Origin of the sequence: Pseudomonas sp. AM4(2022), from assembly GCF_036346515.1 — a bacterium.
GTDB lineage: Bacteria > Pseudomonadota > Gammaproteobacteria > Pseudomonadales > Pseudomonadaceae > Aquipseudomonas > Aquipseudomonas paracarnis.
Window position 1 is genome coordinate 15,691 of record NZ_JAOTNW010000024.1, and the last position, 11,667, is coordinate 27,357.

Here is an 11,667-nt window from a genome sequence, read left to right on the forward strand (position 1 = left end):
GCACACAACCTGGGTCACCACTCAGGGAGCAGCCCCCCATGACGCAGCAAGACCCCGGCAACGACTACCCTCTCAGCGAAGTCCCCTTGCACGCGCGCAAGGGCCTGGCCTCTACGGCCATGGTGTTGCTGGGGTTCACCTTTTTTACCGCGACCATGTTTGCCGGCGGCAAGCTGGGGGTGGCGTTCAGCTTCATCGACATGCTCGGCGTCGTGGCCCTGGGTAACCTGTTGTTGGGTATCTACGCCGCAGGCTTGGGTTACATCGCGTTCAAGAGCGGCTTGAACTCGGTGTTGATGGGGCGTTTCTGCTTTGGCGAAGTGGGCAGCAAGCTCAGTGACTTGATCCTCGGCTTTACCCAGATCGGCTGGTATGCCTGGGGCACGGCCACGGCGGCCGTGGTATTGGGCAAGTATTTCCAGTTGAGCCAGGGCGGTGTGCTGGGGCTGATGGTGGTATTTGGTTTACTGTTCTGCGCCACCGCCTACGTGGGGTATCGCGGCTTGGAAATCCTGTCCTACATCGCGGTGCCGGCCATGGGGCTTCTGTTGCTGCTGTCGATGTGGGTCGCCACCGTGAAGGTCGGCGGGCTGGAAGGGCTCCTGGCGGTGGTGCCCAGCGCTGAGCTGGACTTGTCCACCGCCATCACCCTGATGTTCGGGACCTTTGTCAGCGGGGCAACCCAGGCCACCAACTGGACACGGTTTTCGCGCTCGGCCAAGGTTGCGGTGCTGGCCAGCCTGATCGGCTTTTTTGTCGGCAACGGCTTGATGGTGCTGATCGGGGCCTATGGCGCCATCGTCTATCAGCAACCGGATGTGGTGGAGGTCTTGCTGCTGCAAGGTTTCGCCACGGCGGCGATGGCCATGCTGCTGCTCAATATCTGGAGCACCCAGGACAACACCATCTACAACTTCGCCGTCGCCGGTTGCAACCTGCTGCGCACCCAACGGCGCAAGAGCGTGACCCTGGCCGGCGCGGTGATCGGCACCCTGCTCGCCTTGTTCGGCATGTACGACCTGCTGGTGCCGTACCTGATCCTGCTGGGTACGGTCATCCCGCCGATAGGAGGCGTGATCATGGCGGACTTCTTCTATCGCTATCGCGGCCAATATCCGCGCTTGGCGGAAGCTCACTTACCGGCATTCAATTGGCCAGGTCTGATCGCGTATGGGGTGGGCACCGTGGTCGCGTTCAACTCGCCGTGGGTCGCACCGTTGGTGGGAATTTTTGCCGCATCGCTGACCTATGTGCTGCTCAGCGCCATACTACGCGCCATGACCGCCTGGACATCGGTATCGCCCTGAGGATCTGGCGGCTGTCTGCCTGATTTTTTTTGCCAAGAGGAACTTGACCATGCACATCATCAATGCCCGCCTGCGCAACCGTGAAGGCCTGCATGATCTGCACCTGGAACACGGCCGGATCGCCAGCATCACTGCGCAAACTGGGGTGCCGGCGCTGATGGCCGGCGACTTGGACGCCGCCGGTAACCTGGTGATACCGCCCTTCGTCGAACCCCACATCCACCTCGACGCCACCCTCACCGCCGGCGAGCCGCGCTGGAACATGAGCGGTACGCTGTTTGAAGGCATCGAATGCTGGGGCGAACGCAAGGCCACCATTACTCTGGAGGACACCAAGGCCCGGGCCAAAAAAACCATTCAAGCCCTCGCCGCCCATGGCATCCAGCATGTGCGTACCCATGTCGACGTCACCGACCCGGACCTCACCGCACTCAAGGCCCTGCTGGAGGTACGTGAAGAAAGCACGCACCTGATCGACCTGCAAATCGTCGCCTTCCCCCAGGAAGGCATCGAGTCATTCCGCAATGGTCGCGAGTTGATGGAAGAAGCCATTCGCCTGGGTGCCGATGTGATCGGTGGCATCCCCCACTTCGAATACACCCGCGACCAAGGCGTGAGTTCGGTGAAGTTCCTCATGGACCTGGCCGAACGCACAGGCTGCCTGGTGGACGTGCACTGTGACGAAACCGACGACCCCCACTCGCGCTTTCTCGAAGTCCTCGCGGAAGAAGCCCGCAGCCGCGACATGGGTGCCCGCGTCACCGCCAGCCATACCACGGCCATGGGCTCCTACGACAACGCCTACTGCGCCAAACTGTTTCGCCTGTTGGGGCATTCCGGCATCAGCTTTGTCTCGTGCCCCACCGAAAGCATCCACCTGCAAGGCCGCTTCGACAATTTCCCGAAACGGCGCGGCGTCACCCGCGTCAACGAACTGCTTGAGGCCGGCATGAACGTGTGCTTCGGCCAGGACTCCATCGTCGATCCCTGGTACCCGCTGGGTAACGGCAACATTCTGCGAGTACTGGAGGCCGGTCTGCACATCTGTCATATGCTCGGCTACCGCAATTTGCAAAACGCCCTGGACCTGGTCACCGACAACAGTGCCAAAGCCATGGCTCTGGGCGATCGTTATGGGTTGCAAGCAGGTCGCCCGGCCAACCTGCTGATCCTGTCGGCCGACAGCGACTACGAAGTCATACGTAGCCAGGGCCTGCCGCTGTACTCGATTCGCAACGGCAAGGTGCTGATGAAGCGGCAACCGGCGCAGGTAGAGTTTATGTAACCGCGCGGGTTAGACGATTGAGTCGATGTCCAGCGTTTGCACCCGTGCCTGTTCGTCGTGGGCAGGCGGCGGGATGCTGGCGAATTGGGCCGGCTCACGATTCTCGCGGTGGCTGAACCAACGTTTGAGGCTCGATTGCAGATGTGCAGAACGGGCATGGCTGCCGTAGACATCGCGGGCTTCCAGGCGTCGCCAGCGCAGGCTTGCCAAGCGCTCGCGGCTGGTGTGCAAACGGTCGATCTCTGCGTTCAAGGCATCGGTAGGTTCATGGCTACGATCATTGGCCGGGCGCCGTAGCGCAAGTTCACGCCGCTTGACCCGTAGTTGCTGGCGCATGTCTTCGAAGGCCCGGTCGAGCAGCTCGAACTCCCTCTGGGTCACCAGCGGGCCCTGGCTCTCCAGGGTTTGTTGCCAGCGGCGCAACGTCGCCCACGCCGCGGGGATGTAGCTGGTGGTCATGAAGTGCTGGTCGGCTTGGAACAGCTGCCTCAACACATTATCGCGGTCGGGCATGTCGCCCTGCAGTTGCAATGCGCGGTTGCAACCCGCCTCTTGGAGCGATTCGCAGCCAGGCTTCCATAACACCGAGGAATGGCTGCCATCCGGGAGCGTGATCGGCATGAAATGATATTGCTCGCCATGATGTCGGTAGGGGCTACCACCCACGCGCACCAGCCCTGCGGCGAACAGCAGGCCACCGGGCACGGGGTGGCTGAATAGCGCGATGGCCCCGGGAATCCAGAGCTTGGCGGTGGTATTCATCCAGGACGCCGGGACACTGGGGACAGGGTCGTTGTGGTTGACGATGCGGTGGTGGACCAGGGAAGAGGCACCGGCGGTAAATTCAGAGTCGGCGGCGCGGGGGGCGCCGTAGGTGTAGAGGAGTGGGTCGTAATCTCGATCTGGCGTGCGACGTAGGGCCTCTGCCAATAAGAGAGCTATAGCCCCCCCAAGACTATGGCCACAAATGATAATTCGTTGGCCGCTGTGATATCGAAAAAGGTAACCCGATACAAAATTATGCATGGCCTGAAATGCCTGATAAAAACCTTGATGGGCTTTTCCAACGCCCTCGATGAATGGGACTTGATGGGCGTTTGCATCGCGTAGAACATCGGCACCACTAGCGGTGCCGCGTACAGCAATAAGCACCACTTCATCGTGATGACAAATGAATGCTTGAGTATCTGTTCCAAACTCTACATCGTTAAAAAAGTGTATCCGCTCCGGATGCTCGAGATCATGCGCATTGGCATTCTGCCCGTACAACTCTGGATCAAAAGGCAAAATCTCGAAACGACGGGAATAAGCTACGTCTTCATACAATGGATAAAATCGTTGCACTTGCTCTGAGTCAAACCTCCACGCCTCCCGGTGACATGACAAGCGTTCGGAAAACAAATTCCCGATACTTGGATGCCAAGGAAAGCTGACTTTGTCCTTAGGTTCTGCTGAAGGATCTTGGCCAAACTCGCAATAGCTTAATGTTGCCATTAACGCCAGTTGGTACAGGTTCAATGCGCAAAATTGATCCTGTGTAGAAAGGATTGGTCGTAATGCTCTTAGAGGTCGCACCTGCAACATCGTGAATTTTTTCGGAAAGAGCACCAGCCCCTTGAAGGAAGACTCGGGAGGTCCAAAACCAAGGTCTGCCATCATCTTGAGTGCATGCCGCATTGGACGGTGAGCCTGTGACGACAGGGGCGGCAAGTGAGCGCTATGTCGAACCAGGTCACTCACTTCAACCTGATAAAAATGATCTGCATTTGGGCGTGCGGGATTTTTTTCGACAATCTGATCGTGGTTATCAAGAAAATGGGTTTGCTCGGCACGCACTTGCAACTCAGTGATAGGCAATGCATAGAATGAACGTGTCATGAGCGACTGATAGAGCGTTTCCCGACCTGAATAGCGCTCCTCCATCATCAGAATTACGGGACCACAGAAAAAGCCCTCCACTCGGGCAAAACCCTCCCCGTTCAACCGACCGCTGTATTGCTGACCAGCAACGTCACGCAGGGTGTAAGGCAGTCCCCCATAACTTTTTCCATTTCCCGTTTCATCGACTAAGCAGAAGGTCAACCAATCCCCACTCGATGAGCAAGCAGGCATCCTGTCGTTGAAAAACTGTTGCTTCCATGCAGCTTGTTCCATGAGGTTTCTCCTGATTAATCACAGGTCGGATAAATATTGCATAAACGCCCATCTGGCATTTTAAAAGCCTTGAAGTCAGAGACATTGCCGCGACAAAACGCAAATATGTCTTCCAGGCTTTCTCCCCTGCAACGCTTCCAGCCACCGACAACCTTTACCCAGTTGTCTCGCACTGCTGGTTGTTCTTCTTCCGTTAACGCCAGCACCATTCTCAGCGTCTTCCCACGCAATCCAGCACGGGACACATAACCGCCAGCACGAGCTTTCGTAAGCTGTCCGCTGGTGTTCAGCGAATTGCATTTAAGCCCCTTAATAAGGGCATGCTGGGGGCCAACAGTACGAAACAACCATTGACATTGCCCAGGGAGCTCTTGGACATAACTTTCTGACATCAAAGACATTCCGTCCTCCCAACTATCTTGGATATAAACAGCGGCGTAATCCCGTCCGACATCCGACCAACGTCCCCCCCACTTTGCGTTAATCGCAAACACAAGCTTACGTAACATCAGCGAGCAGCCTTCCACCCGCTCTGTCATTGGCACCTCGAAACTCACTCTATTCGCTACGGGTTTGCTGGCAGCCTTGAATATTTTGAGATCCGCTCGCTTGCCATGTCTTCGAGGCAACTTGCACGTTTCGCCCGGCGCGGGGGTGTAGGAAGCATCGCCCACAAGGCCGAATTGCGCCGGCAAATCCACCTCCAATGTAAAACTCTCCACCGCCTTCCCCGTACATCCCGAAAGCCCCGCAGCCACCAGTAGCACCCATCCCATCAATTTATTCACTGCTCCCCACCTCCCTGTGCCACTGCGCCGCCACTCGTTCAAAATGCTCCCCTGGCGTCTCGTCTGCCCTCGGTTGCCAATTAGTAACCCTGCTGCCGGTCGCCTCTGCCAACCGGCGTACCACCAAAAATTCGAGCTGCTCCGGCTCCCGCCATTGCCAGGTGCGCGCCTGTTCCAGTACCTGGGCCACCCAAATTCTGGGGTCTTGGAATTCGACTAATGCCGCCAGGTCTTCACTGTGCTCAGCCAGCAGGTAGCGCAGGATATTAGCGTGCAGAATGGCTTCGGCCTGGGGGTTGGGTGTGTTGAGCCACGGCGGGGGCTCAGGCACAGGGTAGTCGCCCGGTGCAGGGTTTTCGTGGTGGCACCAACAGCCTTCATGCCAATAGCACACACTGATCAGCGGCCCGAGGTAGGCTGGCCAATGCTCCTCGGCCAGATGGGCCAAGGCACGGGCCAGGGTGCGGTTGTCGTGAAAGCGATAAAGCGCCTGTTGGCCTTCTGGCCCCCGCAGCAGTCTCTCGCGCCAATGACGCGCCACTCCCGCCAAGTCGCTGGCGGGCAGGCTGGCGAGCCAGCCCCAGTTCGACTCGGGGTGTAGCAACAGGTCGGCCAAGGCAGGCTCATTCAGTTGCTCCAGTAACAGTATGAGCGGGCCTGAATTCGCCAACTCCGCCGCAGCGGTCTCGCTGTAGAGGTTGCAATAGTGCGACGGAGCACGATCTGCCATCAGGCGTTGGCGAGCCTCGTGGTGACCATCAAGCATCAGGCACAATGGGTGTCCACTCTGCTGTTGTTGGGCCATCCAACGATGGAGCAAGCTGTCCATCAGGCCGCCCTCCCTGGGATATCGCACAGGCCTTCGCGGCAGCTTTCGCACAGAGGGCAAAAGTCGGCGCCCAGTTGCTTGGCCAAGTCCATGATGACGCTTTGCACGGCAGAGATTTGCGTGCCGGCAACCCCTGATGGGCTCACCGAACGGCTTGCAGACGGCGAACCGCCCAGAGTGATGGACCGGCTGCTGGAAATACTGCCGGCTTGCATCACCAGGTGTTCCCCGCCTGCCTTCAAGCTCAGTTGTGCGCCGGCCTCTATCACCAGGCTGGCGCCGGCCTTGAGATGAAGCTGCTGCCCGGCTTCGATCAACAAGCTCCTGCCAACGCGAGTAAGGCTATCGCCCTCTACCTCCAGGCGACTGTCATGCCCCACCCGTTGCTCCAGGTCACGCTGGGCACGCAGGTAGATGAGTTCTTCGCCGCGCCGGTCTTCCAAGTGCAACTCGTTGGCGCCCCCGCCGCCCGGCGAGCTGCGGCTACGCAGTACGCTGCGTGTCTTGTGCTGCGGCAAAGCGTACGCCGGCAAGTGCGATGCATTGGGCAGGCAACTGGTGACAAGGGGTTGGTCCGGGTCACCCTCCAGGAAGCTCACCAGCACTTCCATACCCACCCGTGGAATGACCATGGCGCCAAACCCATCACCCGCCCAACCGGACGCCACGCGCAGCCAACAACTGCTCGTCTCGTCGCCCTTGTCCGCGCGATCCCAGTGAAAGCGCACCTTCACACGACCATAGGTATCGCAGTGCACGTCCTCGCCTGCCGGCCCGGTTACCGTCGCGGTCTGGCTGCCACTGATCGTCGGTTTGGGGTGTTTGAGGGCCGGTCGATGCACTGCGCGCCAGGGTGTCGCGGTGAATCGGTTGCGATAGCCTTGGAACTCGCCGGCCTCAACCAACAAAGCCTCCAACGCCTGCGGCTGATAACCCTCATGACGCACCGAGGTCAGCAACCATAAGTCGTTGCAGGCTGGGTCCGGGTGATCGCACAGTTCAAGGAAGTGGCCACTGCATAGCACCGGTTGATCGCTCTTGCCCAGCACTCGATGGCGATCACGCTGGTGACGCTCCAGGCTGCGTCGCGCCAGCTGCGCACCGCGTGCATGGCCCATAAAGCCGGCAGGGTAGCCATAATCTTCCAGAGGATCAGCCGTCTCGGCACCGGCTTTGTCTTGCAGGCGAAACGAAGGGTGCTCAAAGTCATAGTCACGACGTACGGTGCGCCGGCTGCGCGTTACCAGGCGCCGGTCGAAACGTTGGACGACCGGGGCCCCAAGCGATGGATCAGCCGAGGAACAATAACGCTGCACCGGCAACCGGCGAAACACCGTCTGGTCATCGCCAAACACCAGCAGATGATTCTGCGCGCTGTGACGAAAGTGGTAGTGAATGCCCTCCTCTTCACACAGCCGTTGGATGAAATGCAGGTCGGATTCCCTGTACTGCACGCAAAATGCGCGTGGTGGATACACCACCGGCCCGAGCTCGAAGGCATAGGCGTCGGCGAGAATGCCGTGGTGCTCAAGGACCGTCGCAATGATCTGCGGTACGCTGCGCTGCTGGAAAACCCGCTGATCGCAACGATGGGCAAGGGATGCCAGGCGTGGCGCCAGTGTCAGGTGATAAAGGGTGAGCCGCGTACCGGGATCATCCCGACCGATGGCGTAGATTTGCCCATGCAAGCCCTGACCTGCTTCGCCGAAGTACAGATAGGCGGTTTGATGAAGCAATGCCTCCAGGTCAAGGTAGGGGTCTTCGCTGACTAACTGCACCTGTATAAAGTAGGGCTGGTCGAGGGCTTCGCTGCCTTTGAACGCCACTACCTGAAGTTCTGCATTTACTGCTGGAAGTATCAATTTGAAACGTGACGAAACTAACCCGTTAACCATCCTTTGTTACCCGCCATCAACTTTTTCTTGAACGCCTCTCCCTCGCCAATACCCATTCGGATTGCGAAAAAAAGCACCTGAACACGCTCAAGCTTAGCGAGCTCAGGAGCTTTTCGGACTTTATTGAATAAAAAAGAAGTTTCGTACAGCGAAGGTGGAAGTGTCTTTTACAGAATATATGTACAGCCAAAAAAACTTCTAAAGGTTTGAAGAAAATTCTGACTACGGCTTGTCTTTTTACAACTACGTTTTAAGTAAACAGCTGACACTTATTCAATGCGACAGTCGTTTCCGCGATTCAGCCTTTTAGTCGCACTGTCCCGCTACACAGTGTTGGCTCCTGACCATGGGTGACTGGCAGGCCGCCTTCGCAGGCAAGCCAGCTCCCACATTGGATCGCGAGGCATCAGGTAGATAGCCGTCAGGCCTTCCTTACAGCATTGCCCCCTCTTCGCGCGCGGACATGGCAATTCCCACTGATATTGCCCCGCGTCTCTACTTACCGGACAGCGGCGTATTAAAGAACGGCCCGTCCGTGGGAAGTGGGCGGGAAGGTGGTAATCCGCCGCAAGAAACCTGGGGTTCAGCCACTCCCCGCAGGGATTACACACCTTCCAGCCCACCTCCTACAGGCTCGATCATTTCTACGTGGTGACCGGCCGCCAAAGCGTTCCGTGTTTGTAAAAAAATAAGGCTTGCACCCCATACCGTTAATCCTGAACACCAACGGAACCCGATTCGCTCAAGAGGGCCTGATATGCAAGGATGTCGCGCCGGACATCGTTCGTTGAACGCCAAACCAAGGATTTTTCATGACTGCCATTCCCACCCCTGCCCCCGTGGTTCCCGGGCGACTGGAACAGATGTCGACCCGCATCGCTTTTTTTATCGCAGGTTTTGGTATCGCCGCCTGGGCGCCGCTGGTGCCGTATGCCAAGGCGCGCGCGAACCTGAATGAAGGCACCCTTGGCTTGCTGTTGTTGTGCCTGGGTGTGGGATCGATCATCGCAATGCCGGCAGCGGGCGCGCTGGCCTCGCGTTACGGTTGCCGACGCGTGCTGAGCGCAGGGACACTGATGATCTGCCTGGCCCTGCCGATGCTGGCCACTGTCAGTTCCATCCCGTTGTTGATTGCCGGGTTGTTCCTGTTTGGCGCAGGCCTGGGCACCGTGGACTCCACCGTCAACCTGCAAGCGGTGATCGTTGAGCGCGCCAGTGGCAAAACCATGATGTCGGGCTTCCATGGTTTGTTCAGCCTGGGGGGCATTGTCGGCGCTGCGGGGGTTGCGGGGTTGCTGGGCCTGGGCCTGTCGCCATTGCAGGCGACCCTGGTGGTGGTGGTTATCACGCTGGCGGCGCTGTTGAAGGCTGCACCGCACTTGCTGCCTTATGGCAGTGAAAGCTCGGGGCCGGCATTTGCAGTGCCCCATGGTGTGGTGTTGTTTCTCGGTTGCCTGTGTTTCATCGTGTTCCTGGCTGAAGGCGCCGTACTGGATTGGAGCGCCGTGTTCCTCAGCGCCGAGCGCGGCCTGGATGAGGCCTACGCCGGCCTGGGCTACGCGGCATTTGCCTTGACCATGACCGCTGGACGCCTGACCGGTGATGCGATTGTTCGACGCCTGGGCCCCACGCGGGTAATCGTGATCGGTGGCGCGCTGGCCTGTGCCGGCTTGCTCCTCGCGACGCTATTGCCTGCGTGGGAAACTGCGCTGCTGGGGTATGCGCTGGTGGGGGCCGGGTGCTCGAATATCGTGCCGGTGCTGTACACCGCCGTGGGTAAGCAAACGGTTATGCCAGAGCATATTGCAGTGCCTGCCATCACCACATTGGGCTACGCCGGCATTCTCGCCGGCCCCGCCGTAATTGGTTTTATCGCCCACGGCAGCAGCTTGAGTACTGCCTTCATCCTGATCGCAGTATTGCTGGCGGCGGTGGCCATCAGCGGCAAAGTCCTCAAGGTGTAGCCTGCCTTTCAGCGTGCCTTGCGAGCGGCGTCTTGCTCATGCCACCGTTCGAGGCTTTTGTTGCTGAGCCACCCCTCTTTGTGAGGCGGGCCAAATAGTCGTGTGCCATTGGCACGCTCCAGCGAAGGCAGCAAACCTGGACGCTCAATAATGTTCTTCGCGGTGTAGACACAGAGTTCGCTGTATTTGGACTGGGGCATGCCCGTGGACGCATCCAGCACCGGCGCGCCCTGTTGATCGACCTCATGCGGGTCCTGCATGACCTCCCGCAGCCTGGCTATTTCAACGTACTGATGCGCTTCAAACAGGTAGGTTCGGTCCATGGCCTTGTCTCTCAACAGCGGAAACTGGCTTTGTAGCGCCTCCACCACCTGCGCATTGCCTTGCGCATGAAACGGGTCCTGACTGAACTCGATTGCCGAGCTGTTCCCCTGCAACGCTTGGGCCGCCGCGCTGAGGCTGTCACGTGTGATATCGCCGTCACGACTGAAGATCGCGTCACTTAACCGCGGGCGCTTGAGCATTTCCCTGACGACCTGAATCACGCCGTCCAACGCCTCGTTTTCACCCATAGTATGAGCGGCGATCCGCTGCAAAGACATCCACGTCAGGCGCCCATCATTCAGAAAGGGGTGCAGCAGGCCGAAGGCTTTTTCCAGGGCCTTCGCCAGTTGGTCGTCCGTTGAGGTAGTACCCGGCGGGGTGCCACTGGCCCGCCCAATGGGAAAGTTCTGCAAGTCACGATGGCGCAGAGCGGACAATGTTCCGCGTAAAAGAAAAGGCTTGCGCGAACCCTCGCCCGAAGTTGATGAGGGGGGTTGATGCCAGGCCTCAGGGTGGGTGGCCGCTGGTGACGTAGTTGAGTGTACGGCAGGCTTGTCGGGGGGCAGAGGCCGTCCGGAAGGTAATACACCCTCGATTGTCATGGGTTTTCTCCAACACTTTTCAGATGCATATCCGCAGGGTGATTTTTACCTTGATGGGCAAAATCAACGAATGGACTCTACTCAGGCAGGCACCTCATGTGTGGTTGGAGGAACTCGGCAGTTCCGAGTCAACGATACCTACCAATGACAATATGTAAAACCGGCGTCAGCCGTGGTTAACCCAGCTTGCGCCTACGCCACCAGCCTGCCAGGCAATTAATCAACCCCGTGTCGCTCAACGAATCGGTGCCCTCCCCCCTGATGTGCGGGTCTGCCAGCATGCCCCGGGAAAAGTCGTCCGACACGGGCGCCTGGAATCTACGCTCGCCGGCATAAGCCTTCATACGCCGTGCTTCTGCTTCATATTCCGTCGACGCAAAAGGGAGGCTACGCGAGGGGCCGCGCTCCTTGGATACTGGTGGACTTGTACGTTGGGTACTGCGCAACAGGTCGATGGGACCATTTGGGGAAGAATTAAACGAGGCTGAAGTCATATGTTTTCCCTCATTCAGAATCTGA

The 11,667-nt window shown here is 58.6% G+C and carries 9 protein-coding genes; 3 read left to right on the plus strand and 6 right to left on the minus strand.

Features of this window, described 5'->3' with window-relative positions; all coding sequences use genetic code 11:
- Positions 1 to 38 precede the first annotated feature (38 nt).
- Positions 39 to 1,307 carry a cytosine permease gene (gene codB / locus ODQ19_RS24210; RefSeq protein WP_330211403.1) on the plus strand — a complete coding sequence of 423 codons (1,269 nt, stop codon included), beginning with the start codon at positions 39 to 41 and terminating at the stop codon, positions 1,305 to 1,307.
- A gap of 49 nt (positions 1,308 to 1,356) precedes the next feature.
- Positions 1,357 to 2,592, plus strand: a complete 1,236-nt coding sequence (gene codA, locus ODQ19_RS24215) for a cytosine deaminase (protein WP_330211404.1) — start codon at positions 1,357 to 1,359, stop codon at positions 2,590 to 2,592.
- Between the two features lie 9 nt (positions 2,593 to 2,601).
- On the opposite strand, the gene ODQ19_RS24220 is transcribed toward codA, so the two are convergent.
- Genes ODQ19_RS24220 through tssI form a run of 4 tightly spaced genes read right to left on the minus strand, consistent with a single transcriptional unit; the run spans position 2,602 to position 8,258 of the window.
- Positions 2,602 to 4,746, minus strand: a complete 2,145-nt coding sequence (locus ODQ19_RS24220; RefSeq protein WP_330211405.1) for a lipase family protein — start codon at positions 4,744 to 4,746, stop codon at positions 2,602 to 2,604.
- Between the two features lie 14 nt (positions 4,747 to 4,760).
- The gene (locus ODQ19_RS24225) at positions 4,761 to 5,534 is read right to left on the minus strand and encodes a hypothetical protein (RefSeq protein WP_442962779.1); all 774 of its coding nucleotides are present in this window, start codon (positions 5,532 to 5,534) and stop codon (positions 4,761 to 4,763) included.
- Positions 5,527 to 6,363: a DUF4123 domain-containing protein gene (locus ODQ19_RS24230; RefSeq protein ID WP_330211406.1), complete on the minus strand. Its 837-nt coding sequence runs from the start codon at positions 6,361 to 6,363 to the stop codon at positions 5,527 to 5,529. Before ODQ19_RS24230 ends, ODQ19_RS24225 begins: the two co-directional genes overlap by 8 nt.
- Positions 6,363 to 8,258: a type VI secretion system tip protein TssI/VgrG gene (tssI, locus tag ODQ19_RS24235; RefSeq protein ID WP_330211407.1), complete on the minus strand. Its 1,896-nt coding sequence runs from the start codon at positions 8,256 to 8,258 to the stop codon at positions 6,363 to 6,365. The genes ODQ19_RS24230 and tssI overlap by 1 nt, the downstream gene beginning before the upstream one ends.
- An 812-nt stretch (positions 8,259 to 9,070) precedes the next feature.
- Here tssI and ODQ19_RS24240 point away from each other — a divergent pair.
- Positions 9,071 to 10,222, plus strand: coding sequence for an MFS transporter (locus ODQ19_RS24240; protein WP_330211408.1), 1,152 nt, complete (start codon positions 9,071 to 9,073; stop codon positions 10,220 to 10,222).
- Between the two features lie 8 nt (positions 10,223 to 10,230).
- Here the strand turns inward: ODQ19_RS24240 and ODQ19_RS24245 are convergent, their stop codons facing one another.
- Complete coding sequence (locus ODQ19_RS24245) at positions 10,231 to 10,983, minus strand: type III secretion protein (protein WP_256660474.1); 753 nt, start codon at positions 10,981 to 10,983, stop codon at positions 10,231 to 10,233.
- A gap of 341 nt (positions 10,984 to 11,324) precedes the next feature.
- The gene (locus ODQ19_RS24250; protein ID WP_330211409.1) at positions 11,325 to 11,492 is read right to left on the minus strand and encodes a type III secretion effector protein; all 168 of its coding nucleotides are present in this window, start codon (positions 11,490 to 11,492) and stop codon (positions 11,325 to 11,327) included.
- Between the last annotated feature and the right edge of the window lie 175 nt (positions 11,493 to 11,667).

Excerpts from the sequence above, each read along its gene's own strand:
- ODQ19_RS24230 (WP_330211406.1), bottom strand. The coding sequence starts at position 6,363 with ATGGACAGCTTGCTCCATCGTTGGATGGCCCAACAACAGCAGAGTGGA.
- codB (WP_330211403.1), top strand. The coding sequence starts at position 39 with ATGACGCAGCAAGACCCCGGCAACGACTACCCTCTCAGCGAAGTCCCC.
- ODQ19_RS24250 (WP_330211409.1), bottom strand. The coding sequence starts at position 11,492 with ATGAAGGCTTATGCCGGCGAGCGTAGATTCCAGGCGCCCGTGTCGGAC.
- tssI (WP_330211407.1), bottom strand. The coding sequence starts at position 8,258 with ATGGTTAACGGGTTAGTTTCGTCACGTTTCAAATTGATACTTCCAGCA.
- ODQ19_RS24240 (WP_330211408.1), top strand. The coding sequence starts at position 9,071 with ATGACTGCCATTCCCACCCCTGCCCCCGTGGTTCCCGGGCGACTGGAA.
- ODQ19_RS24220 (WP_330211405.1), bottom strand. The coding sequence starts at position 4,746 with ATGGAACAAGCTGCATGGAAGCAACAGTTTTTCAACGACAGGATGCCT.
- codA (WP_330211404.1), top strand. The coding sequence starts at position 1,357 with ATGCACATCATCAATGCCCGCCTGCGCAACCGTGAAGGCCTGCATGAT.